The organism is Acidovorax sp. LjRoot117, from assembly GCF_964252695.1.
GTDB lineage: Bacteria > Pseudomonadota > Gammaproteobacteria > Burkholderiales > Burkholderiaceae_C > Acidovorax.
Genome location: NZ_CAXUPO020000017.1, coordinates 103,937 through 127,421, shown reverse-complemented (window position 1 = coordinate 127,421; position 23,485 = coordinate 103,937). Strand labels below are relative to the sequence as shown.

Genomic DNA, 23,485 nt, shown 5'->3' with positions numbered 1-23,485 from the left:
TACCTCCTATTGGGCCTCAGGTTTGAGGCTCGAAGGTGTCTAGTTCAGCCGGGGCGATTCAGCCGTCGATTCGCCAATGGTTCTTTGGCTTCTCGCCCACCTGATGGTAGAGGTAGATCGCTGCAAACTCCGACAACTGCACCACAGTCTCATATTTCTCTCGAAGAGCGGTTGGGTCAAGGACAGTGGCACTGCCTTTTAGTTCGATCAGCTTGAGCGCGCGCTGAATCGCCTCCGACCTGAAATGCACTCGTATCGGCCGTTCTTCGAACAGTCCGGCGTTTCGTCGGCACCATTCGCTTTTGGCCGCTTGAGTCCAATCGAAACCTGGCATTTGCCCATGCTCAGGCTGGAAAGGCAACTCCCGAGCAAACCTTGCGCCATCCATATCGACGCACCAGTTCAAGAGTTCGGGCGTCACGTCCAAGGGCATCGCATGCGCAGTTTTCTCATCAAGGAACCATAGCCGCATACGGCGGATATCGCCTTGACCGAAATGCCCTGCACGGATGCCCCTGCACACCAAGTCACGGACGACTCGGGTGAAAGTCGACTTATCGCTCGCGAAGTTCACGAGGTAGTCCGCATTGCGTGGTGCCTTTTCGTCGAAATAAAAGTCGCAGAACGGATGGTGAGGGTTGGCACCACCTGCTGTGCCGAATCGAAAGTGCCCCTGACTCACACTGCGGCCCACGCCACGTTGGCGGCCAACTGCCACCAGCATCGCACCGTGTGCACGGCAGCCACTGCATTCGATGTCGCGCGCGGCCTTCTCCCTCAGCTCGACCGGCATCCGCTCAAGCAACGGGTCGCCTTTGATCGAATAGTGGTTCAGCATCAGCCACTGCTCAAGATCGACCTCGCGTGCAGCCTCTTTTGAATATGCTGTTATTGGCATTCGTACTCCCCAGCTCGAAAAACAAGGCACTGCTTCGGCCATTTGCTCGACTATAGGGCAGCGTTCGCGAGACCGGCCGCGCCCGAAGTTGAGCCAGGACCAGTAAGCGGTCGATCAGATTTGCCTCACTTGTGTGCCCGAAGGCAAGGACATGGATACCGTCGCCATGCTCTCCCCCGCTTCCCTTGGCTACTTGTCTCCAACACGCCTCTCTACGCTCCTGTGAGTTTCCGCGATAGCCAATGAAAGCCACCATATCGTCATGCGATGGCAACCCATGCATCGCCGAACAATCACGGAGTTCGACATGGAGAGTAACCCGTTAGGAAAAATCGATCAGCACACCGACCTAGCGATGCGCCCGCAGCCCGCATCCCTCCCCTTGCCCGGTTCAAACGCCTACGACGATCTCCCGCAGTTTCCCAAACATGGCGCTTTGCCATTTCGGCGCACCATTCGCCGCCATGAGTTGCGGCAGATCGTCCCCCTGGCCGAAACGACGATCTACGAAATGGAGCGACGCGGTGAGTTTCCCCGGCGCTTCAATCTGACGCCGCGCTGCGTAGTGTGGGACCTGGCCGAGGTAGAGGCCTGGATCGACGAACGCAAGCAAGCCCCGCGCACCGGCGCCACCAGGCCGGATGTCCACCTGCGAAAAACCCGCCCTGTTCGGGCGGGTTCCGGTAAGGGATGAAGCTGGCGACGGACTCATCCGACAAGAGCGTCCAGCCCATTGGAAACCGACCGCGATAGCCGCCGCCCTTCCTTGGCTACATTGACCTGCAGGGCCACGCGCGACACCTCCAGAACGTCCAAGGCCAGTGAGTAGCTACCCCTCGCCTGCAGCCACGCCAACACATCCGCCAAGTGCCAAATCGACGCACTGCCTTCGTGCACCGGCATCGGGAAGCTGCCCGGATGGGCCAGCATCAGCTTTCGCATGTTCTGCCGCGACACGCCCACGATGTCGGCCACATCGGTCAGTCCGACCAGATCCGGCGCGACCTCAATCAGTCTGGCCGACGGTACGGCGCGCCGCACGTCGGCCAGCGCGCTGCGCACAGCCGCGTCCGCACTGTCCGCCTCGCGGGTGAACTCCAGTGCGAGCCGCCCCGGCTGCCCGACGCCGACCAGGGCATCGTCGCAGCCGGCCTCGCCCAGGCGCTCGACCAGCGCATCCGGTTCACGGTCATCGTCGGAGAGTTGGTATTTCAGGGTGAAGGTGTATTCCATCGTGCTACTCCTCGGCATCGTCGACTGCCTCCTGCTGCTTGCGGTGCGTGGTGCAGTTCTCCACGACGCGCCGCAAGGCGCGCGCGTGATTGCCAGGGTTCTTAGGTGTGCTCCACACGCTGGTGATGCAAAATTCGCCACAGCGACACTCCGCATCGTTGTACGGGCAATAAATCCGCCCCCAGGCATGGCTGCCACCGACTTCCACGCGCCAGCCCTGCCCTTCGGCGTGCCTGAGTGCTTCCTCGACCTCTTTCTTTGGATGAGAGGAACGTGCCATCAACAGTCTCCAGTATGGGAACAAGCGCAAAGGTTGTCAAGTGACAACCTTTGCGCTGCATCAGGCCATCGCACTCAACACCGGCACGACCACGTTGTCCGGCATCAGCTTCGGCACGTAGGTCTGCCCGTCGATCCAGGCATCGACCATGTTGGCCCACTCCTGCAGCATGTGGCGCCGCTGCTCGGCGTACTCGGCCTTGTTGTAGATCGAACGCGAGGAACGCCCCTCCTCGTGCGCAAGGCACTTCTCGATCCAGTCGCGGTTGAACCCGATCTCGTTGAGCAACGTCGAGCCCGTGCGGCGCAGATCGTGGACGGTGAACGGCTCCAGAGGCAGGCCTGCAGCCTTGGCCCGTTGCACCACGATCTGTGTGACCCGGTTGAGGGTCGCGTGGGACATGCAACGGTCGGGCGACGGCAGCACGAACTTCGAACCGGCCGCGCATGTATGCAGCGCCACCAGAATGTCCAGTGCCTGGCGCGTAGACCACATGCGGATTGCGCCCCTTCATCCGCTGCTTTGGAATGGTCCAGGTCGCGTTCTCGAAATCAACCTCGTCCCAGGTGGCCTCGATCAGTTCGCTCTTGCGCACCAGAGTCAGCAGGACCATGCGCAGCGCCAGCCGGATGGTGGGATAGGTGGCCACCGACTCCATCTGCCGCGACACCAGGCGGATCTCCAGCGGCGACAAGGCGCGGTCTTTGGGCACGAAGGTCGCAATCGACGCCGCGCCCACGTCGGCCGCCGGGTTGTCCACCCTCTCACCATGCAGGATGGCAAAGGCATAGACCTGCTTCACGATGTCGCGGACGTGCACCGCGGTGGCCGGGGCGCCCCGCCCCTTGACCTTGCCGCACAAGGCGCGCAAGTCATCGGCGGTGATTTCGTTGAGCAGGCGGTTCTGGAAGGCCGGCAGGATGTCCCGATCGACGATGCTCTTGCGCATCGCTCGCGTGCTGTCGGCCATCCTCGCACCGGCCAGCCATTGGGCGGTCATGTCGCCAAAGTTCTTGGCAGCAGTCAGGCGGCGCTTCTCGCGCTGCTTCTCGTGCGCCGGGGACTTACCCTGGGCGACGGCCTTCTTGGCGTCCAGCAGCTTTTCGCGGGCCATCGCCAGCGAAATGCCGGACAGCCCATACCGGCCAATGGTGAGAGTCTCCCGCCGGCCGTTGAGACGGTAATCGAAGCGGAAGGTGACGGTACCGGTGGGCGATACCGTCACGTACATGCCGTCACGGTCGGAAGCCTTGTAAGTCTTGGACTTGGGCTTGAAATTGCGCAGTGCGGTGTCGGTAAGCATCGAGGTTTTTCCTCCTGTTCATGACGGCTTTTGCCGTCAGGGGTCAGGAGACCTGCTGATGCCCGGAAAGCCGCATGAAACAAGCTTTCCAGCGGAGTGATTTACCGTCAAAGACCGATTTGGTCTCGATAGTAAACAAGGAGGTCTTAATCCGGCCTCCGGTTCTTACCGTCACCTGTACCGTCAATCCGTTGCGCTGCCCGGCGATAGTCACCGATAGCTATCGTGACGTATTTCCTTTGAAATCAACACGTTACGGCGGATTTTCGATAAGTAGCGATAGTCCCCGAAGGACCTGATTTCACTCCCACTCGATCGTCGCTGGCGGCTTGCTGCTCACGTCATACGTCACGCGGTTGATGCCCCGAACTTCGTTGATGATGCGCCCCGACACCTTCTTGAGCAACGCGTACGGCAGCTCGGCCCAGTCGGCGGTCATGAAGTCGCTGGTCTGCACGGCGCGCAGGGCCACGACGTAGTCGTACGTGCGGCCATCGCCCATCACACCCACGCTCTTGACCGGCAGGAAGACGGTGAAGGCCTGGCTGGTGAGGTCGTACCAGGTCTTGCCGGTGGCTTCGTCGACGTGGTTGCGCAGTTCTTCGATGAAGATCGCGTCGGCGCGGCGCAGCAGGTCGGCGTACTCTTTCTTCACCTCGCCCAGGATGCGCACGCCCAGGCCGGGACCGGGGAAGGGGTGGCGGTAGACCATGTCGGGTGGCAGGCCCAGGGCCACGCCGAGTTCGCGCACTTCGTCCTTGAACAGGTCGCGCAGGGGCTCCAGGAGCTTGAGGCCCAGCTGCTCGGGAAGGCCGCCCACGTTGTGGTGGCTCTTGATGGTGACGGCCTTCTTGCTCTTGGCGCCGCCGGATTCAATGACGTCGGGGTAGATGGTGCCCTGTGCCAGGAAGGTGGCGCCCTTGTGGCCGCCGTCGCCCGCCTTCAGCTTGGCGGCCTCCTGCTTGAATACCGTGACGAACTCGCCGCCGATGATCTTGCGCTTGGCTTCGGGCTCGCTCACGCCGGCCAGCTTGCCGAGGAACAGTTCGCTGGCATCCACGCGGATCACGCGGGCGTGCAGCTTGCCCTCGAACATCTCCATGACCATGTCGCCTTCGTTCAGGCGCAGCAGGCCGTGGTCGACGAACACGCAGGTGAGCTGGTCGCCGATGGCGCGGTGAATAAGGGCAGCAGCCACCGACGAATCCACACCACCGGACAGGCCCAGGATGACTTCCTCGTCACCCACCTGCTCACGGATCTTGGCGACGGCTTCCTCAATGTAGTCGCCCATGATCCAGTCCGCCTGCGTGCGGCAGATATCGATCACAAAGCGGTTGAGCAGTGCCTGGCCCTGCACCGTGTGGGTGACTTCCGGGTGAAACTGCACCGCGTAGAACCGGCGCGCTTCATCGGCCATGCCCGCAATGGGGCAGGACGGTGTGGAGGCCATGACCTTGAAGCCTGGCGGCAGCTCGGTGACCTTGTCGCCGTGGCTCATCCAGACCTTGAGCATGCCGTGGCCTTCTGGCGTGGCGAAGTCTTCGATGCCCTTGAGCAACTCGGTGTGGCCATGGGCACGCACTTCTGCGTAGCCGAACTCGCGGGTGTTGGAGCCTTCGACCTTGCCGCCCAACTGGGTGGCCATGGTCTGCATGCCGTAGCAGATGCCGAGGACAGGAATGCCCAGCTCGAACACGGCATCGGGGGCGCGGTCGTCCACCTCGTAGACACTCGCGTGGCTGCCCGACAGGATCACGCCCTTCAAGCGGCCATCGGCCGCGAATGCGCGCACCCAGTCGCTGCTCACGTCGCAGGGATGGACTTCGCAGTAGACGTGGGCTTCGCGCACGCGGCGCGCGATGAGCTGCGTGACCTGGGAGCCGAAGTCGAGGATGAGGATCTTGTCGTGTTGCATGGTGGTGGTCTTCAGAGGCGGGAAAGGTCAAGAAGCGGCACGCCGCTGCGCTCGGCAGCGGCAATCTGCTGGAGATCGAAGGTGGCCAGCGGCAGGCGCAGAGAGCGTGCAAGCCACAGGTAGGCAGCATCAAAGGTGGGCAGGCCGGTGTCGAGCGCCACGTCCATCACGGCCTTGTGCTGGGCGGGGGCCAGTTCGTGCAGCTCCACGCGGTGGCGTATGGCTTCGAGCACGCCCCACAGGCCTTCGACCGAGGCGGGCGGTATGCGGCCGCTGTGCACGCCGCTGCTGATGAGGTTGCTGCACTCCCACTGCCAGAGGTTGGGGGCCTGGGGCTCGACCTCGTCGCGGCGGATCAGGGTGTACAGGCGGCGCGTGTGCTCGCTGGCCGCGTCGGGCAGCAGCCAGGCGGCGGTGACGGAGGCGTCGAGGACGAAGGCGGTCATGCTGCCGCCCTGCCCTTGCGGCGCAAGGTGTCGGGGCTGGGCGCCTCGGCCGCGGGGCGGATGCTGGCGTGCAGCGCGTCGATCTGGCCCAGTTCGCGGGCGATCTGCTCGTCGGTGATGACCGGGCGGCGGCGCACGGGCAGCAGGCGCACCACCTCTTTACCGTGGCGGGTGATGCGCACTTCTTCGCCCTGCTCGACCAGTTCGATCAGCGCGGAGAACCTGCTCTTGGCTTCGTAGATACCGACGGACTGCATGGATGCGCGGACCCCCAAAAAGAAAAAGTCTGGCCTGAATGGTGAATTCGGACCAGACTATATCATTCTGACCAGATATTTTCAATCAGGCCAGATTGGATCGGCGGTGCTCAGTCAGCCCTGTAGTTCGGGGCTTCCTTGGTGATCTGCACATCGTGCACGTGGCTTTCGCGGATACCGGCGGTGGTGATCTCGACGAACTCGGCCTTGTTGTTCATGTCTTCGATGGTGGCGCAACCGCAGTAGCCCATGGCGGCGCGCACGCCACCCGCCATCTGGAACACGATGGAGACCATCGAGCCCTTGTAGGGCACGCGGCCTTCGATGCCTTCGGGCACGAGCTTGTCGGCGTTGGGGTTGCCGGTGGTCGATTCCTGGAAGTAGCGGTCGGCGCTGCCTTGCTGCATGGCGCCGATGCTGCCCATGCCGCGGTAGCTCTTGTAGCTGCGGCCCTGGAACAGGATGACTTCGCCGGGTGCTTCTTCGGTGCCCGCGAACATGCCGCCCATCATGATGGTGCTGGCGCCTGCAGCCAGCGCCTTGGCGATGTCGCCGCTGTAGCGCACGCCGCCGTCCGCGATCAGCGGCACGCCGGTGCCCTTGAGGGCGGTGGCCACGCTGTCGATGGCCATGATCTGGGGCACGCCCACACCGGCCACGATGCGCGTGGTGCAGATGGAGCCCGGGCCGATACCGACCTTGACCGCATCGGCCCCGGCCTCGACCAGTGCCAGCGCGGCCGCGCCGGTGGCGATGTTGCCGCCGATCACATCGACCTGCGGGTAGTTCTGCTTGACCCAGCGCACGCGCTCGATCACGCCCTTGCTGTGGCCGTGGGCGGTGTCGACCACGATGGCGTCCACACCGGCCTTGACCAGCGCTTCGACGCGTTCTTCGGTGCCGTCACCCACGCCGACCGCAGCGCCGACGCGCAGGCGGCCCGAGGGGTCGCGGGCGGCGTTGGGGAAGCTGGTTTGCTTGGTGATGTCCTTGACGGTGATCAGGCCCTTGAGCTCGAACGCGTCGTTCACGACGAGAATGCGCTCGAGCTTGTGCTTGTTGAGCAGCGCCTTGGCTTCGGCAGGCGAGGTGCCTTCCTTTTCGTTGACGGTGATGAGCTTCTCGCGCGGGGTCATGATCTGGTGGACCTTGACGTCGTAGCGCGTCTCGAAGCGCAAATCGCGCCCGGTGACGATGCCGACCACCTTGCCGCCGTCGCACACCGGAAAGCCCGAGATGCCCAGCTGCTCGGACAGCTGCAGCACCTGCAGCACCGTGTGCTCGGGGGTGATGACCACGGGGTCGCGCAGCACGCCGGACTCGTAGCGCTTGACCTTGGCCACCTGGGCGGCCTGCTCCTGCGCCGTGAGGTTCTTGTGCACGATGCCGATGCCACCCTCCTGGGCAATGGCAATGGCCAGGCGCGCCTCGGTCACGGTGTCCATGGCGGCGGACACGAGAGGCAGGTTCAGCTGGATGTTACGGGAGAGTTTCGTCGCGAGGGACGTGTCCTTGGGCAGGACCTGGGAGTACGCTGGCACCAGCAACACATCGTCGAAGGTGAGCGCTTTTCCAAGAAGGCGCATGAGAAGGCTCCAAAAGACGGATTGTACCCGCGCACTGTGCGGCCTGCAGTCGGCGGGGCCCGGCAGCGGGCGTTGTGGCGCATGCGCTGCGGGTTGTTCAGAGGCAAAAGTGCCGCCAGTTCAGAGGCAAAAGTGCCTCGAGTCCGTGCAATGTGTCGTGCCAAAAACACCGCCCATCCGATGGCACTGGCCGCGCCCCAGGCTGGCGGCTAAACTTGTTCGCATGAAAACGCACAAGCTTCTCCTGCTGGCCATTGCCTGCACCTGGGCCATGGGCGCAGCCGCGCAATGGCAGTGGATCGACAAGGACGGCCGCAAGGTCTTCAGTGACCGGCCCCCGCCACAGGAAATCCCTGACAAGAGCATTCTGAAGCAGCCCAGTGGCGGGCGGGCAGCGGTAGCACCACCTGCAGCGGCACCTGCAGATGCCGCCCCTGCGACCGCATCCGCAGATGGGGCCTCCGCACCCAGAGCAGCTGCCAGTGGCGCCGCCAGCGGCAAGGATAAGGCGCTGGAAGAGAAGAAGGCCCAGGCGGAGGCAGCCGAAGCCGCGAAGAAAAAAGCCGAAGAAGACAAGCAGGCCAAGGCCAGGGCGGACAACTGCAACCGCGCTCGCCAGGCCAAGGCTGCGTTCGACTCCGGAAGGCCCATCACCCAGACGAACGCGCAGGGCGAGCGCATCTTCCTGGACGAAGGTGGCCGCGCAGCGGAAACCAAGCGGCTGGACTCCATCATCGCCTCCGACTGCAAGCGTTGATGGACAGCGCGGGCGCTCGTCGCCAGCGCCTGCACAGGCACCCACGGGCTGCTACCCCGCCAGATCAGTAGCCCGATTTGCCGCCCGGGCGCTGCCGGGCAAAGAGCCCCGTCGTGCGTGCGCCTTGCCGCGCAAAGCGTTCGCGGCGGGCGACCTTGGGGTCGACCTTCAAGGCCCTGTACACCTCCACCCGGTCCTGGGCCTTGAGCACCACGTCCAGCCCCGCAGCGCGCCCCCAGATACCGATGGCCGCAGGCCCCAAAGCCACGCCCTGCAGGCCCTGCAGGTCCTGCACATCCACCCCACAGGCCTGCAGCGCGTCTTGCACCGTGGCACCTGCAGGCAGCTCCAGCGCCCATTCGCGCACTTCGCGCGGCGCCAGGCAGACGGCCACGGTCACCGGGACCGACGACGCCGGCGCGGCCGCAGGCACCGCCCCGGGCGCTTCAGCCATACACCTGCTCGGCACGCTTGACGAAGGCATCCACCATGCTGCCCGCGATGCGGTCGAACACCGGCCCTACCAACGCAGCGAGGGCTGCGCTGTCAAAGCCGTAGTGCAGCAGCAACTCCACCTTGCAGGCGCGCTGGCTGCCGTCTCCCACCGTGTGAAAGTGCCAGTCTCCCTCCAGCTGGGAGAACGGCCCTTTGACAAGGTGCATCTGCACGCGCTTGCCGGCCTCGTGGGTATTGCGGGTCACGAAGGTCTGGCGGATTCCGCTGAAGGAGATGCCCACCTCCGCGGTCATGCCGTCGCTGGTGCGCTCCAGCACGGCGGCGTGGTCGCACCAGGGCAGGAACTGGGGATAGTGCTCCACCCCGGTGACCAGGGCGAACATTTCTTCGGGGCTGTACCAGATGAGGACGGACTTGTGAACGGTTTTCATGCAGACGGAGCTTGAGCGAAAGCGCGCAAGCCGGAGAAATTAGAATCGCTGTTGCGACGACAACATTGTAGGGAGGCCTTTTATCTCCCGGTTTGCGCCGCATCTAAACCCAATGGCCAAGAAACCCGATCCCACCGCCCGCATTGCCGACAACAAAAAGGCGGCCTACAACTATTTCTTCGAAGAACGCCACGAGGCAGGCGTCGTCCTGTACGGCTGGGAAGTGAAGGCCCTGCGCGAAGGCAAGGTGCAGCTGACCGACGGCTACGTGCTGATCCGCGAGGGTGAGATGTTCCTGATGGGCTGCCAGATCAACCCGCTCAAGACCGCGTCGACCCACGTCAACCCCGACGCCATCCGCACCAAGAAGCTGCTGCTCAAGAAGGACGACATCAAGCACCTGATCGTCAAGGTCGAGCAAAAGGGCTACACGCTGGTGCCGCTGAACCTGCACTGGAAGAACGGCTATGTGAAGTGCGATATCGCCCTGGCCAAGGGCAAGGCCGAGCACGACAAGCGCGACACCATCAAGGACCGCGAAGGCAAGCGCGAAGTGGAACGCGCCATGAAGAGCAGGAACAGGTAGCCCCCTGAGGTGCTACGCACCGTCGCCCCCAGGGGGACGCCCCCGGTGCCCGCAAGCGGAGCTCGCTTCGCAGCTTGGCGGCCCTTGCACGGGGATGCTGGGTGGGATCGCGCCAGTTTCGACGCCTGTGCGCGTTGGATGTATTGAGTTTTTTCATGCGCAGTGGAATAAACCGCTGCGCCGCGGTGTTCATGGAGTTGCAAGGCGGCATGTGCCGTTGTCTGCAAACCCTCTTCTTCCACCTGGAGACACCATGAAAAAGACCCTCTTGTCCCTCGCCGCGTTCGTAGCCATCGCTGGCTGCTCCACCATGGCGGCCGACGGCCCCGTGAAAACCATGGACGGCGTGCTGGTGGGCGCTGGCGGCATGACCCTGTACACCTTCGACCGCGACGCCGCCGGCAGCGGCAAGTCGGTCTGCAACGGCCCCTGCGCCACCAACTGGCCGCCGCTGATGGCCGCCAAGGCGCCCGGCGGCGACTACAGCGTGATCACGCGCGACGATGGCAAGACCCAGCTGGCGTACAAGGGCAAGCCGCTGTACTACTGGGTCAAGGACACCAAGCCCGGCGACAAGACGGGTGACGGCGTGAACCAGGCTTGGCGTACCGCCAAGCCCTGACGGCACCCGGCCGCCCCCGCAGCGCACCGCACCACGGTCTGCATGAACCGCACCCAGGTCGTCGAGCAGTTGCCCGCCCTGCGCAGGTATGCGCGGGTGCTGACGGGCGATGCCTGGGCTGCGGACGACCTGGTGCAGGACACGCTGGAGCGCGCCTGCAGCAAATGGCTGCTGTGGCGCACCGGCAGCGACCTGCGGGCCTGGCTGTTCACGCTGATGCACAACCTGTACCTGAACCAGGTGCGCACCCAGCCACCCTGGCCGCATGCGGACATCGACGACCTGCACGACACCCTGCAGGGCAGCAGCGCCGGCATGGGGGACGACGCGCTGGACCTGGAGCGCTGCCTGCAGCGCCTGCCGCCCGACCAGCGCGCCGTGCTGCTGCTGGTGACGCTGGAGGACATGGACTATGCCGACACCGCCCGGGTGCTGGGCATCCCCGTGGGCACGGTGATGTCACGCCTGTCCCGGGCCCGCAGCCGCCTGCGCCTGCTGATGGAGCGGCCGCCTGCGCCGGTGCCCGACGCGGTGACACCCACCGCGCAGCAACCTGCGCCCCAGCCTCTGCCCCATCCCACCGGCCAGCCACCCACATTGCGCCGCCTCAAATAACCCATGTTTGATGCACGCCAGCCCGCCATGGACCACAAGCACCACCCCCCTCCTCCACCCGCCGACGGCGATGAAGCCGCCGCGTGGCATGCGCTGGTGGACGGACGCCTGCCGCCGGCGCAGGCGGCGGCACTGCGCGACAAGCTCGAACGCCAGGCGGGCGCCGAAGAGACCGTGGCCCACTGGCAGTACCAACGCCAGCAACTGCGCACACTGCACCAGAGCCTGCTGACCGAGCCCGTGCCCGACGCCCTGCTGGCCGCGGCGCAGCGCGCGTCGGTGCGCCAGCAGCGCCACACCCAGTGGTGGCGCTGGGGCGGCATGGCGGCATCGGTGCTGGTGGCCTTCGCGCTGGGCTGGACCGGACGCAGCCTGGTGCCCGGCGTATTGCCCGACATATTGCCCGGCGTGTTACCCGGCATGGCGCGCCTCAACGCGCCCGCGCCCACGCCGGCGCTCGCCGCCACCGGCCAGCACTTTGCCCAACAGGCCGCAGTGGCCCACGCGGTGTACCAGCCCGAAGTGCGGCACGCCGTGGAGGTGCCGGCAGCCCAGCAGGAGCACCTGGTGCAGTGGCTCTCCAAGCGGCTGAGCCGCCCGCTCAAGCTGCCCGTGCTCGCCGATGAAGGCTATGAACTGGTGGGCGGCCGCCTGCTGCCCGGGGCGCCGGGAGACGCAGGTGCACGCGCGCAGTTCATGTACCAGAACGCCAAGGGCGGGCGCATCACCCTGTACCTGGGCGCCGTCGCCGCAGGCCAGCCCGGCGCGGCAACGGCCGCACCGAAGCAGCCCGATGCCGCGGAAACTGCCTTCCAGTTCTCCAGCGACGGCCCGGTCCCGAGCTTTTACTGGGTGGACCAGGGCTTTGGCTATGCGCTCAGCGGCCAGCTGTCACGCCAGCAACTGCTGGTGCTGGCGTCGGCGGTGTACAAGCAGCTCTAGGGAACCTCTGCACGGATCACCGCACCGTGGGCATCGGCGGTCTCGGGCGGTCTGCGGCGTTGCAAAGACTCGCAGTAGCTGCAGCACGGCAAGGCGTGCCGCGGCGCGAGAGGGTGAAAGGCGAAGCCGTATCAGCCCAGCGCCACCAGCGGATGCGCGTGCGCAGGCCAGGGGCTCGCAAAGAACGGCGCCACCATGTCGGGCGTCACGTCCTCGATGCGGGCGGGGTTCCACTTCGGCGCGTGGTCCTTGTCCACGGCCAGCGCGCGGATGCCTTCCACCGTCTCGCTCTGGCCGGGGCGCAGGTAAAAGCAGTGGCGCACCATGTCGCGCTCCATGCGCAGGTCGTCGGCCAGGCCCATGTCGCGCGCGCGGCGGACCTGTTCCAGCACGACGTGCAGCATCAGCGGCGAGCGCTTGCGCAGCGTGGCCGCCGTGGCGCGCGCCCAGTCGCTGTCGGCGGACTCCAGCGCCCGCACGATGTCGCCCACGCCGGGCAGCGCAAAATACTGGTCAATATCGGCCCTACCGCTGGATGGATGAGCGCCAGCAGCTACAAATTTTGTAGCAACATGGTTTTTGACCGCCGCACCGTCGGCAAACGTCTGCGTGGCCAGGGCTTCCCACACTGCAGGCAACTGGTCCGAGGGCATGCGGCCGTCGGCCAGGTGGCTGGCGATGGCTTCGTCGGCACCGATGGTGTCGCCCGTCAGGGCCAGCCACTCGCCCACGCGGCCGGGGCAGCGGCTCAGAAAGTACCCGCCGCCCACGTCCGGGAACAGGCCGATGGCGGTCTCCGGCATGGCCATCTTCGTGCGCTCGGTCACCACGCGCAGCGCAGCACCCTGGCTGATGCCCATGCCGCCGCCCATCACGATGCCGTCCATGAAGGCGATGTAAGGTTTGCCGTAGTGGTGGATGAGGTGGTTGAGCGCGTATTCCTCGGTGAAGAAGTCTTCGAGCTGCGGGTTGCCCTGGCTGCCGGCCTGGTGCAAAAAGCGGATGTCCCCGCCCGCGCAAAAGGCGCCGAAAGGCCCTTCCTTGTTGCTGCCGCGAACCGCCACGGCCATCACCCGCGCATCGCTTTGCCACGCCAGCAGCACGCGCATGAGATCGCGCACCATGCCCAGCGACAACGCATTGAGCGCACGCGGGCGGTTCAAGGTGATCAGGCCCACCTGGCCACGCACTTCGCTCAGAACTTCTTTGTCCACCACCGCCACTGTCTCCGTCATTTTTTATTCCTTACAAAGGTAGGTTTCACACACACTGAAATGCGCACCCACTGCGGCATGCGCTGCATTCCCGGCCGCGGTGCACCTTGCTCACTGCGAGGCGCGCCGCGCCCCCATGACCTCATTGAACACCAGCGCGCCGATCACCAGCGCACCGCCGCCCAGCACCGCAGCGCCGGGCTCTTCGCCCGCACCCAGCCAGGCCAGCAAGATACCGAAGATCACCTCCAGCAAACTGAGCAGCGCGATCTCCGGCGCCTTCAGCACCTGCCCGCAGCGCACGGCCAGCACGCACGGGATCGCCAGTTGCACCACCCCGAGCAATGCCAGCAGCCACAGGTCGTGTGCCGAGGCCTGAAACGGCAGCGCCAGCGGCAGCGTGGCCACCACCGACAACACCGCGCCCACCAGCACCGCAGGCACCAGGTCCACCGCGTGGCCGTGGCGCTGCGAGTGCTGCACCACCGTCCAGTTCACGGCACCGGCCACCGGCACGCACAAAGCCACCAGCGTGCCCACCACCGGCAGGCCCGCCATCTGCGAGCCGTACATCCACCCGATGCCCAGCGCCGCCACGCCAATGGCCACCCACGTGCGGGGCGCGATGTGGTGGCCGATGAAGATGCGCGCAAACAGCGCCGTGAGCAGCGGGGCCGCCGCCATCGTCACCAGCACGTTGGCCACGGGCATGAGCAGGATGGCCACCATGAACGCGGTGAACATCACGCTCCAGCACAGGCCGGATATCCACAGCGCCCGGCCGCTGCGGTGCAGGGACGCGAACACCGTGCGCCCCTGCATCAGCGGCAGTATCACCAGCAGGGCCGCCAGTGTGAACAGGCTGCGCCAGAAGGTCACCTCGAAGCTGCGCGCCGCCTCCAGATGGCGCGTGACCACGCCCGCGATCGACCACATCAGGGTGACCGCCACCATCAGGGCCACGGCGCGGGAGTGCGTGAGCTGGGGCGAAGACATGGAGCGCGTTCAGTCCGGGTGGTGGTAGTGGTGATGGTGATGGAAAGCAGGCAGTACGACCGACATGAAAAAAGGGCCACAGCATGGCGGTGGCCCTTCGGGCGACACACAGAAAACTTCGGGGTGAACCTCAGTTCCTGCGTGCGCTCACTCTGCAGAACGCAGCGTCTTCACGCTGGCAACTCAGGAGCGGCCTGCGCGCTTGCGCTCGTTTTCGGTCAGGAAGCGCTTGCGGATGCGGATCGACTTGGGCGTGATCTCGACCAGCTCGTCGTCCTCGATGAATTCCACCGCGTATTCCAGCGTGGCGTCGATGGGCGGCGTGATCTTGATCGCGTCTTCCTTGCCGGACACGCGGAAGTTCGTCAGCTGCTTGGTGCGCGTGGCGTTCACGATCAGGTCGTTGTCGCGGCTGTGGATGCCGACGATCATGCCTTCGTACACGGGGTCGTTCGCCTTCACGAACATGCGGCCGCGGTCGTCCAGCTTGCCCAGGGCGTAGGTGAAGATTTCACCGTCGTCCATGGAGATCAACACGCCGTTCTTGCGGCCGCCGATGTCGCCCTTGTGCGGCTCGTAGCTGTCGAAGATGTTGCTGATCAGGCCCGAGCCACGCGTCAGGTTCAGGAATTCGTTGGTGAAGCCGATCAGGCCCCGCGCAGGAATGCGGTACTCCAGGCGCACGCGGCCGCGGCCGTCCGGCTCCATGTTCACCAGCTCGCCCTTGCGCTCGCCCAGGGCCTGCATCACGCCGCCCTGGTGGCCTTCTTCGATGTCGGCCGTCACCAGCTCGATAGGCTCGTGCTTGACGCCGTTCACGTCCTTGAACACCACGCGGGGCTTGGACACGGCCAGCTCGTAGCCTTCGCGGCGCATGTTTTCCAGGAGGATGGTCAGGTGCAGTTCACCACGGCCCATCACTTCGAAGATGCCTTCTTCGTCGGTTTCCTTCACACGCAGGGCCACGTTGTGCTGGAGTTCCTTTTGCAGGCGGTCCCAGATCTGGCGGCTGGTCACGAACTTGCCTTCGCGGCCTGCCAGCGGCGAGGTGTTCACGCAGAAGTTCATGGTCAGCGTGGGCTCGTCCACCTTCAGCATGGGCAGCGGTGCGGGGTTGGCGGGGTCGGTGACGGTCACGCCGATACCGATATCCTCGATGCCGTTGATCAGCACGATGTCGCCCGGGCCGGCCAGCGGCGTCTGCATGCGATCGAGGCCCTGGAAGGTCAGCACCTGGTTGACACGGCCCTTCACGGCCTTGCCATCGGGGCCTTCCATGACGACCACGTCCATCATGGGCTTCAAGGTGCCCTGGCTGATGCGGCCCACGCCGATGCGGCCCACGAAGGTGGAGAAGTCCAGCGCCGAGATCTGCAGCTGCAGCGGAGCTGCCGGGTCACCCGAGTTCGGGGGAACGTGCTTGAGGATGGTGTTGAACAGGGCCGACATGTCGGGGCCCCACTGCTCGCCCGGTGCGCCTTCTTCCAGCGACGACCAGCCGTTGATGCCCGAGGCATACACCACGGGGAAGTCCAGTTGTTCGTCGGTGGCACCGAGCTTGTCGAACAGGTCGAACGCGGCGTTCACGACCTTGTCGGGGTTGGCACCGGGCTTGTCCACCTTGTTCACCACCAGGATGGGGCGCAGGCCCAGGGCCAGGGCCTTCTTGGTCACGAAACGCGTCTGGGGCATGGGGCCCTCTTGCGCGTCGATCAGCAGCACCACGCTGTCCACCATGGACAGGGCACGTTCCACTTCGCCGCCGAAGTCCGCGTGACCGGGGGTGTCCACGATGTTGATGTGGGTGCCTTCCCAGCTCACGGCGCAGTTCTTGGCCAGGATGGTGATGCCACGTTCTTTTTCGATGGCGTTGTTGTCCATCACGGTGTCGACCACTTTTTCGTGGTCGGCGAAGGTGCCGGACTGGCGCAGCAGTTGGTCGACCATGGTGGTTTTGCCATGGTCAACGTGGGCGATGATGGCGATGTTGCGGATCTGTTTCGTCATAGTTTTTCCAATGTGCCGCTGGCTTGCAGGTGCGGCGTGCCTTCCAAAATTTGTTGAATTTCCAGCGGACTCAGGAGCCTGTCGGGCACCAGCTCCCCGCCAACGATGTGGCCCACCCCCAGCAGCGCAGGGGGCACGTCGCCAAACACCGCCACGGCACCTGCATCAGGCCAGGTACCTCGGCGGCGTACGCCCGACAGGAAGCGAGCGGCATTCTCGCTGTCCAGCGTGACACGCACATGTTGTGCCAAAAGTGATTCCGGCGGCTCGAGCTGCGCAAGCCGCGCGCCCTCCTCCATGGCTTCGAGCTCTGCCAGCGTGACGCAGCGCTCCACACCGATACCACCGGTATCGATGCGCCGAAGAAAGGTCAGGTGGGCGCCCACGCCCAGCGCGGCGCCCACGTCTTCGCCCAGCGTGCGGATGTACGTGCCCTTGCTGCAGCACACCACCATGCGCACGGCGATGGCGTCCGGGTTGTCGGCCAGCAGGGTGAGCGACAGCGCGTGGATCACCACGTCGCGTGCGGGCCGCTCCACCTCGATGCCGGCGCGGGCGTATTCGTACAGCGCCTTGCCGTCCTTCTTGAGGGCGCTGTGCATGGGCGGCACCTGCTTGATGGGGCCGGTGAACTGCTGCTGCACGGCGGCCAGGCGCTCGGGCGTGAGGTCTGCCAGCACCACGGGGCGGCGCTCCACCACATCGCCCTCGGCGTCGCCGGTGGTGGTGGTGGTGCCCAGCAGCGCCACGGCTTCGTAGGTCTTGGGCGCGTCGAGCTGCAGCTGGCTGAACTTGGTGGCAGCGCCAAAGCACAGCGGTAGCACGCCGGTGGCCAGCGGGTCGAGCGTGCCGGTGTGGCCCGCTTTTTCGGCGCGCAGCAGCCATTTCGCTTTTTGCAAGGCGTCGTTGCTCGACAGGCCGAGCGGTTTATCCAGCAGCAATACCCCATGCACAGGGCGCCGCTGCACCCTGGTGCGAGGCGCGTGCGCAGCAACGCCCCCACGCTCTTTCACTGCGTGCAAATCGCTGCCCCCCAAGGGGGCTTTCGCACCTTGGGGCGGCCCGGCGGTACTCATGCCTACTCCTCTTTAGCGCGCGAAGACACAGCCTTGGCGATCAAGGCGTTCATGTCGGCCGCACGCTCGGAGGTGCGGTCGAACACGAAGTGCAGCGTAGGCACGGTGTGGATGTGCAGGCGCTTGAACAGGCCGTTGCGCAGGAAGCCCGCCGCCTGGTTGAGCGCGGCCTGCGTCTCCACGGGGTCGCCCGTCAGCAGGCTGAAGAACACCTTGGCGTGCGCGTAATCGGGAGTCACCTCCACGCCCTGCAGCGTCACCATGCCCACACGCGGGTCCTTCAACTCGCGCGCGATCAGCTCCGTCAGATCGCGCTGGATCTGATCGGCGACCTTGAAGGCGCGGTTGGGGGTGGCAGATTTCTTCTTGGCAGCCATAGTGTCAATACCTCCCCTGTGTCGCGTGGCGCCCTCCCCCTTCCGGGGGGCGACGCCCATGGCCTGGCGAAGCCAGTTCCATGGCGCCTGCCAGCACGGTGTGCTCCGCAGCCTGTTGAAGGCCTGCGTACATCACCGCGCCTGCAGGGCGCTGGCAGTGGTTGGTAGTGCAAACGTGCATCACAGTGTCCGGGCGATTTCCTTGATGTCGAAGAATTCGAGGTGATCGCCTTCCTTGATGTCGTTGTAGTTCTTGAGCTTGATACCGCACTCAAAGCCTTCCTTGACATCCTTGACATCGTCCTTGAGACGCTTGATCGAATCGACTTCGCCCGTGTAGACCACCACGTTGTCGCGCAGCAGGCGGAAGCGTGCGTTGCGATGGACCATGCCCGAGGTGATGTACGAACCGGCAATCGTGCCGATCTTGGTCGCCACGAACACCGTGCGGATCTCGGCCGTACCGATGATTTCCTCGCGCTGCTCCGGAGCCAGCATGCCCGACATCGCCACCCGCAGCTCGTCCACAGCGTCGTAAATGATGCTGTAGTAGTGCAGATCGACGCCATTGCCCTCGGCCAGCTTGCGTGCACCGGCATCTGCCCGCACGTTGAAGCCGATCACGATGGCCTTGGAGGCGATCGCCAGGTTGATGTCCGACTCGCTGATGGCGCCCACTGCGGCGTACACCAGCTGCACCTTGACTTCGTCGGTCGACAGCTTGAGCAGGGACTGCGCCAGCGCTTCCTGCGAACCCTGCACGTCGGCCTTGACGATGATGGGCAGCATCTTGACTTCGCCCGCCGTCATGTCGGCGAACATGTTCTCGAGCTTCGCAGCCTGCTGCTTGGCCAGCTTGGTGTTGCGGAACTTGCCGGCACGGTAGGTGGCGATTTCGCGGGCACGGCGTTCGTCCGTGAGCACCATGAATTCGTCGCCCGCCTGCGGCACTTCCGTCAGACCCTGGATTTCCACCGGGATCGACGGACCTGCCGTCTTGGCCACGCGGCCGTTTTCGTCCAGCATGGCACGCACGCGGCCATAGGTCTGGCCTGCCAGCACGATGTCGCCGACCTTGAGGGTACCGGACTGCACCAGCACGGTCGCCACAGGGCCACGGCCCTTGTCGAGCTGCGCTTCGATCACGAGGCCCTTGGCCAGCGAGTCGACCGGTGCCTTCAGTTCCAGCACTTCGGCCTGCAGCAGCACTTGCTCGAGCAGGGTGTCGATGCCCATGCCGGTCTTGGAGGACACGGGCACGAACGGCGAATCGCCACCGTATTCTTCCGGCACCACCTCTTCGACCACCAGCTCCTGCTTGACGCGGTCGGGGTTGGCATCGGGCTTGTCGGCCTTGGTGATGGCCACCACGATGGGAACACCAGCCGCCTTGGCGTGCTTGATGGCTTCCTTGGTCTGGGGCATGACGCCGTCGTCGGCGGCCACCACCAGGATCACGATGTCGGTGGCCTGCGCACCGCGGGCACGCATGGCCGTGAAGGCCTCGTGACCAGGGGTATCGAGGAACGACACCATGCCGCGTGGGGTTTCCACGTGGTAGGCACCGATGTGCTGCGTGATGCCGCCGGCTTCGCCCGCGGCCACCTTGGCACGGCGGATGTAGTCGAGCAGCGAGGTCTTGCCATGGTCCACGTGGCCCATGACGGTGACCACAGGGGCGCGCGGCAACAGCTCGACGTCCTTCTGGCTCGAATCGTCGTCGGTGAAGGCTTCAGGGTCGTCCAGCGCAGCCACCACCGCCTTGTGGCCCATTTCTTCCACCATGATCATGGCGGTGTCCTGGTCCAGCGGCTGGTTGATGGTGACCATCTGGCCCATCTTCATCAGGGCCTTGATGACTTCGTTGGCCTTGATCGACATCTTGTGTGCCAGCTCCGCCACCGTGATGGTTTCGGGAACGTGCACTTCGATGATGCGTGCCTCGACCGGGGCGGACTGCTGGTGGTCGTCACGGTGGTCGCGGTTGTCGCCACGGCGGCCGCGCGGGCCTCCGCGCCAGTTGTTGCGGCCGACACCGCCGCTGCTGTCGCCGCGGGTCTTGATTTCCTTCTTCTTGGCAGCGTCGCCCGCCCAGCTGGAGGACAGCTTGGCCGACTTGACTTCCTTGCCTGCACCGGGCGCACCAGCGCCTGCTGCGGCAGGGGCGCCCGCACGGGCCACACCCGTGCCGACGGCCGGCTTGTGCAGCGTGCCCTTCTTCGCGTCGCCCACGGCAGCGGGCTTGGCCACTGGCTTGGGTTCTTCGGGCTTCTTGGCGACCATGACCGCCTTCTTGGGCGTGGCCATCATGGAGCGGATGGCGGCAGCTTCGGCCTCGGCCTTGCGGCGGCGGGCGTCCAGGTCGGCAGCGCGCGCGGTTTCCTCGTCGGCGCGGGCCTTGGATTCTGCGGCGGCCTTTTCACGGGCTTCGGTCTGGGCGGCATTGCGCGCAGCAGCTTCGGCCGCCTGTTCGCGGGTGGCTTCCTGCTTGACGGCAGAGGCCTGCGCCTTCTTCTCGGCTTCCTGGGCTGCGTAGGCGGCGGCGCGCTCTTCGGCTTCGCGCTCGCGCTTTTCGCGGGCTTCGCGCTCGGCACGCTTTTCGGCCAGCTCGGTCTCCTGGCGGCGGATCAGCTCGGCCTGGCTGCGGGCTTCTTCCTCGCGGCGGGCCAGTTCGATGTCCTCGCTGGAGGCAGCGGCTTCCTCGACGGCGGGCGCTGCGGACTCGGCCGCGGTCCCGACATCTTCGTCACGCTGGATGAAGGTGCGCTTCTTGCGCACTTCCACCTGGATGGTGCGCGCCTTGCCGGTGGCATCGGCCTGCTTGATCTCGCTGGTGGACTTCTTCACCAGCGTGATCTTCTTGCGGTCGGCAGAAGCCGTGCCGTGGCTGGCCTGCAGGTAGGCCAGCAGCTTTTGCTTGTCCGACTCGGTCAGTGCATCCGACGGGGCAGCCTTGCCCACGCCAGCAGCCTTGAGCTGGTCGAGCAGGGTTTCAGGCGATTTCTTGAGCTCGTTAGCGAACTCGGCGACAGTATTACTGGACATATATGGTTCGTGCCTCCCTGACCTTTACTCTTGCTGCCCCGCGAACCAATGTTCGCGCGCCTTCAGGATCAAGGCTTTGGCATCTTCTTCAGACTGTCCGGTCAGGTCGGTCAGTTCATCTAGGCCCAAATCGGCCAGGTCGTCACGTGTATGCACACCGCCGTCGGCCAGCTTGGCAATCAACTCGGGGGTGAGGCCTTCAAGGTCGCGCAGGTCCTGGGAGACCTCATCCACGCTTTCCTCGCGGGCGATTTCCATCGTGAGCAGCGCATCCTTGGCACGGGCGCGCAGCTCGTTGACGGTGTCTTCGTCGAAGCTTTCGATCTCCAGCATTTCCTGCAGCGGCACATAGGCCACTTCTTCGAGGCTGTTGAAGCCTTCGGAGATCAGGATGTCGGCGATTTCCTCGTCCACATCCAGCTTTTCCATGAACAGCTTGCGGGCCGTGTCGGTCTCGGTGGCCTGCTTTTGCGCGCTTTCGGCGGCGTCCATGATGTTGATCTTCCAGCCGGTCAGATCGGACGCCAGGCGCACGTTCTGGCCGCCGCGGCCGATGGCGATGGCGAGGTTTTCCTCGTCCACCACCACGTCCATCGCGTGCTTTTCCTCATCGACCACGATGGAGGACACGTTGGCCGGGGCCAGCGCGCCGATCACGAACTGGGCGGGGTCTTCGGACCACAGCACGATGTCCACGCGCTCGCCGGCGAGCTCGTTGGTCACGGCGTTCACCCGGGTGCCGCGCACGCCGACGCAGGTGCCGATGGGGTCCACGCGCTTGTCGTGCGACAGCACGGCGATCTTGGCGCGGGAGCCGGAGTCACGGGCGCAGGACTTGATCTCGAGCAGGCCCTGCTCGATCTCGGGCACTTCCTGGCGGAAGAGCTCGATCATGAACTCGGGGGCCGAGCGCGACAGGATGATGGGTGCGCCACGCAGCGTGAGGTCCACCTCCATGATCATGGCCCGCACGCGGTCGCCGCTGCGCAGGTTTTCCTTGGGGATCATCTCGCTGCGGCGCAGGCGGCCTTCCACACGGCCGGACTCGACAATGATGTCGCCCTTGTCCATGCGCTTGACGGTGCCGGTGAAGATGCGTTCGCCGCGCGACATGAAGTCGTTGAGCAGCATTTCGCGCTCTGCGTCGCGGATCTTCTGCAGGATGACCTGCTTGGCCGCCATGGCGCCGATGCGGCCGATGGGCACGGACTCGACGCCTTCTTCGATGTATTCGCCGACTTCGATGTCCGGGATGCGATCCTTCGCGTCCATCAGCAGCTCTTCGGCTTCAGGGTTCTGCAGGCCGGCATCGTCGGGCACCACCAGCCAGCGGCGGAAAGTCTCGTAGTTGCCGCTGTCGCGATCGACGGACACGCGAATGTCCACCTCGCCCTGGTACAGCTTCTTGGTAGCCTGGGCCAGGGCCGACTCCACGGCGCCCAGGACCACGTCCAGCTCCACGTTCTTCTCGCGTGAAATGGCCTCAACCAACATCAACAATTCGCGATTCATGCGACGACTCTCCTATTTCAATCACCTGAGGGCAGTGGCTGCGCACCGCAGCCCCACCCCGTTTGTTCAGCGGCTCAGGCGGGCGTTGGCCCGGCCTTGCCTGCACGCCCCTTGAAGTCCACGATGGGCGCCAGGCGGGCATCCTTGATTTCATCCAGGGCAAAACCCAGCGCCTGCAGCGGCGCGGGCACGCGCTTCTTGCTGACCTTGGCACCGGGCTTCACGGCGGGCTCTTCGCTCCAGACGATCTGCCAGCCCCCTGCCTCGGCCCGCTCCAGCGTGCCGCGAAATTTCTTGCGGGTGGCGTTGACCTGGCCGCCCGCTGCGGCGCCGATGGGCGCCTTCAAAGTGATGTCGATGACCGAGCCCGCAAAACGCACGAAGTCCTGTTCGTGCCGCAGGGGGCGGTCGATGCCGGGTGAGGACACCTCAAGGCGCTTGTACTCGACGCCGTCGACCTCCAGCGCAAACTGCAGCTGGCGGGTGACCTTCTCGCAATCCTCGACCGTGACGAACTGATCGAGCAGGGGCGCGGGCGCGTCGGCGGCCGGCTGCACCCAGGGCAAGTCGATGGTGATGCGCAGCAGACCACCGGCGGAGCGCTCGATCTCCACCAGGTCATACCCCAGGCCCGTCACTATTTGTTCAACGACTTGCTGCAATGCCACGTGTTCAGTTCAATCCCGGAAAAACAAAAAACCCGATAACCCCCGGAGACTCTTCTCCGACAGCTTCGAGCTCCAAAAGCGTTCGACCAAAAAAAACGGGCGGTTGGTACCCGCCCGTTTGGTCGTGAGAGTCGTATTGTAGCGCGCAAAGTGTTGATTTGCAAAGGCGCGCACTCGCAAAACTGTTGTGAACGCACCCCGAATCCGGCGAAAACCAGCATTCATGCGGCTGCGAGCGGGGTGCACGCCATGGGCGACAA

Annotated in this window: 23 protein-coding genes and 1 pseudogene; 6 read left to right on the top strand and 18 right to left on the bottom strand. The window is 65.0% G+C overall.

Annotated elements, in window-relative coordinates:
• Nucleotides 1–58: 58 nt before the first annotated feature.
• A complete protein-coding gene (locus ACSQ3D_RS26670) occupies nt 59–898 on the bottom strand; it encodes a hypothetical protein (RefSeq protein WP_436128840.1) in 840 nt (279 codons plus the stop codon).
• Nucleotides 899–1,253: 355 nt separating this feature from the next.
• Between ACSQ3D_RS26670 and ACSQ3D_RS26665 the strand changes: the two genes are divergently transcribed.
• On the top strand, nt 1,254–1,592 hold the full coding sequence (locus tag ACSQ3D_RS26665) for a helix-turn-helix transcriptional regulator (RefSeq protein WP_436128841.1): 339 nt from the start codon (nt 1,254–1,256) through the stop codon (nt 1,590–1,592).
• A 14-nt stretch (nt 1,593–1,606) separates the two neighbouring features.
• Here the strand turns inward: ACSQ3D_RS26665 and ACSQ3D_RS26660 are convergent, their stop codons facing one another.
• The 7 genes and pseudogenes from ACSQ3D_RS26660 to guaB form a co-directional block, all read right to left on the bottom strand.
• Nucleotides 1,607–2,131, bottom strand: a complete 525-nt coding sequence (locus ACSQ3D_RS26660; protein ID WP_436128839.1) for a helix-turn-helix transcriptional regulator — start codon at nt 2,129–2,131, stop codon at nt 1,607–1,609.
• A gap of 4 nt (nt 2,132–2,135) precedes the next feature.
• Nucleotides 2,136–2,411 (bottom strand): hypothetical protein, encoded by a 276-nt coding sequence (locus ACSQ3D_RS26655; protein ID WP_436128838.1) that lies wholly within the window; start codon nt 2,409–2,411, stop codon nt 2,136–2,138.
• A 60-nt stretch (nt 2,412–2,471) separates the two neighbouring features.
• Nucleotides 2,472–3,714: pseudogene (locus tag ACSQ3D_RS26650) on the bottom strand (tyrosine-type recombinase/integrase).
• 301 nt (nt 3,715–4,015) lie between these two features.
• Nucleotides 4,016–5,632, bottom strand: coding sequence for a glutamine-hydrolyzing GMP synthase (gene guaA / locus ACSQ3D_RS26645; RefSeq protein ID WP_056414469.1), 1,617 nt, complete (start codon nt 5,630–5,632; stop codon nt 4,016–4,018).
• A gap of 11 nt (nt 5,633–5,643) precedes the next feature.
• Nucleotides 5,644–6,078, bottom strand: a complete 435-nt coding sequence (locus ACSQ3D_RS26640) for a type II toxin-antitoxin system VapC family toxin (protein ID WP_436128837.1) — start codon at nt 6,076–6,078, stop codon at nt 5,644–5,646.
• Nucleotides 6,075–6,335: a type II toxin-antitoxin system Phd/YefM family antitoxin gene (locus ACSQ3D_RS26635; protein WP_396506582.1), complete on the bottom strand. Its 261-nt coding sequence runs from the start codon at nt 6,333–6,335 to the stop codon at nt 6,075–6,077. Before ACSQ3D_RS26635 ends, ACSQ3D_RS26640 begins: the two co-directional genes overlap by 4 nt.
• Before the next feature lie 110 nt (nt 6,336–6,445).
• Entirely contained in the window at nt 6,446–7,921 is a 1,476-nt protein-coding gene (gene guaB / locus ACSQ3D_RS26630; RefSeq protein WP_436128836.1) for an IMP dehydrogenase, read from the bottom strand.
• A 223-nt stretch (nt 7,922–8,144) separates the two neighbouring features.
• Here guaB and ACSQ3D_RS26625 point away from each other — a divergent pair, with 223 nt between their 5' ends.
• The gene (locus ACSQ3D_RS26625) at nt 8,145–8,678 is read left to right on the top strand and encodes a DUF4124 domain-containing protein (protein WP_396506581.1); all 534 of its coding nucleotides are present in this window, start codon (nt 8,145–8,147) and stop codon (nt 8,676–8,678) included.
• A 64-nt stretch (nt 8,679–8,742) separates the two neighbouring features.
• Here the strand turns inward: ACSQ3D_RS26625 and ACSQ3D_RS26620 are convergent, their stop codons facing one another.
• Nucleotides 8,743–9,132, bottom strand: coding sequence for an RnfH family protein (locus ACSQ3D_RS26620; RefSeq protein WP_436128835.1), 390 nt, complete (start codon nt 9,130–9,132; stop codon nt 8,743–8,745).
• Nucleotides 9,125–9,565, bottom strand: coding sequence for a type II toxin-antitoxin system RatA family toxin (locus ACSQ3D_RS26615; protein WP_056414485.1), 441 nt, complete (start codon nt 9,563–9,565; stop codon nt 9,125–9,127). Before ACSQ3D_RS26615 ends, ACSQ3D_RS26620 begins: the two co-directional genes overlap by 8 nt.
• Before the next feature lie 112 nt (nt 9,566–9,677).
• Between ACSQ3D_RS26615 and smpB the strand changes: the two genes are divergently transcribed.
• The 4 genes from smpB to ACSQ3D_RS26595 all read left to right on the top strand — a co-directional run bounded on the left by smpB (nt 9,678) and on the right by ACSQ3D_RS26595 (nt 12,330).
• A complete protein-coding gene (gene smpB, locus ACSQ3D_RS26610) occupies nt 9,678–10,151 on the top strand; it encodes an SsrA-binding protein SmpB (RefSeq protein WP_056414488.1) in 474 nt (157 codons plus the stop codon).
• Between the two features lie 253 nt (nt 10,152–10,404).
• On the top strand, nt 10,405–10,773 hold the full coding sequence (locus ACSQ3D_RS26605) for a COG4315 family predicted lipoprotein (protein ID WP_056414489.1): 369 nt from the start codon (nt 10,405–10,407) through the stop codon (nt 10,771–10,773).
• Nucleotides 10,774–10,815: 42 nt separating this feature from the next.
• Complete coding sequence (locus ACSQ3D_RS26600) at nt 10,816–11,388, top strand: RNA polymerase sigma factor (protein ID WP_436128834.1); 573 nt, start codon at nt 10,816–10,818, stop codon at nt 11,386–11,388.
• 3 nt (nt 11,389–11,391) lie between these two features.
• Nucleotides 11,392–12,330, top strand: coding sequence for an anti-sigma factor family protein (locus tag ACSQ3D_RS26595; RefSeq protein ID WP_436128833.1), 939 nt, complete (start codon nt 11,392–11,394; stop codon nt 12,328–12,330).
• A 131-nt stretch (nt 12,331–12,461) separates the two neighbouring features.
• Here the strand turns inward: ACSQ3D_RS26595 and ACSQ3D_RS26590 are convergent, their stop codons facing one another.
• The 8 genes from ACSQ3D_RS26590 to rimP form a co-directional block, all read right to left on the bottom strand.
• Complete coding sequence (locus ACSQ3D_RS26590) at nt 12,462–13,565, bottom strand: enoyl-CoA hydratase/isomerase family protein (RefSeq protein ID WP_436128832.1); 1,104 nt, start codon at nt 13,563–13,565, stop codon at nt 12,462–12,464.
• A gap of 90 nt (nt 13,566–13,655) precedes the next feature.
• The gene (locus ACSQ3D_RS26585) at nt 13,656–14,540 is read right to left on the bottom strand and encodes a DMT family transporter (RefSeq protein ID WP_436128831.1); all 885 of its coding nucleotides are present in this window, start codon (nt 14,538–14,540) and stop codon (nt 13,656–13,658) included.
• A 183-nt stretch (nt 14,541–14,723) separates the two neighbouring features.
• Complete coding sequence (typA, locus tag ACSQ3D_RS26580; RefSeq protein ID WP_056414499.1) at nt 14,724–16,547, bottom strand: translational GTPase TypA; 1,824 nt, start codon at nt 16,545–16,547, stop codon at nt 14,724–14,726.
• Nucleotides 16,544–17,488, bottom strand: a complete 945-nt coding sequence (truB, locus tag ACSQ3D_RS26575; RefSeq protein WP_436128830.1) for a tRNA pseudouridine(55) synthase TruB — start codon at nt 17,486–17,488, stop codon at nt 16,544–16,546. Before truB ends, typA begins: the two co-directional genes overlap by 4 nt.
• Before the next feature lie 137 nt (nt 17,489–17,625).
• The gene (gene rbfA / locus ACSQ3D_RS26570) at nt 17,626–18,000 is read right to left on the bottom strand and encodes a 30S ribosome-binding factor RbfA (protein ID WP_056172037.1); all 375 of its coding nucleotides are present in this window, start codon (nt 17,998–18,000) and stop codon (nt 17,626–17,628) included.
• A gap of 180 nt (nt 18,001–18,180) precedes the next feature.
• Nucleotides 18,181–21,045 carry a translation initiation factor IF-2 gene (gene infB / locus ACSQ3D_RS26565; RefSeq protein WP_436128829.1) on the bottom strand — a complete coding sequence of 955 codons (2,865 nt, stop codon included), beginning with the start codon at nt 21,043–21,045 and terminating at the stop codon, nt 18,181–18,183.
• A 24-nt stretch (nt 21,046–21,069) separates the two neighbouring features.
• Nucleotides 21,070–22,557: a transcription termination factor NusA gene (gene nusA / locus ACSQ3D_RS26560; RefSeq protein ID WP_056414511.1), complete on the bottom strand. Its 1,488-nt coding sequence runs from the start codon at nt 22,555–22,557 to the stop codon at nt 21,070–21,072.
• A gap of 74 nt (nt 22,558–22,631) precedes the next feature.
• Nucleotides 22,632–23,225 (bottom strand): ribosome maturation factor RimP, encoded by a 594-nt coding sequence (rimP, locus tag ACSQ3D_RS26555; RefSeq protein WP_056414514.1) that lies wholly within the window; start codon nt 23,223–23,225, stop codon nt 22,632–22,634.
• Nucleotides 23,226–23,485 lie beyond the last annotated feature (260 nt).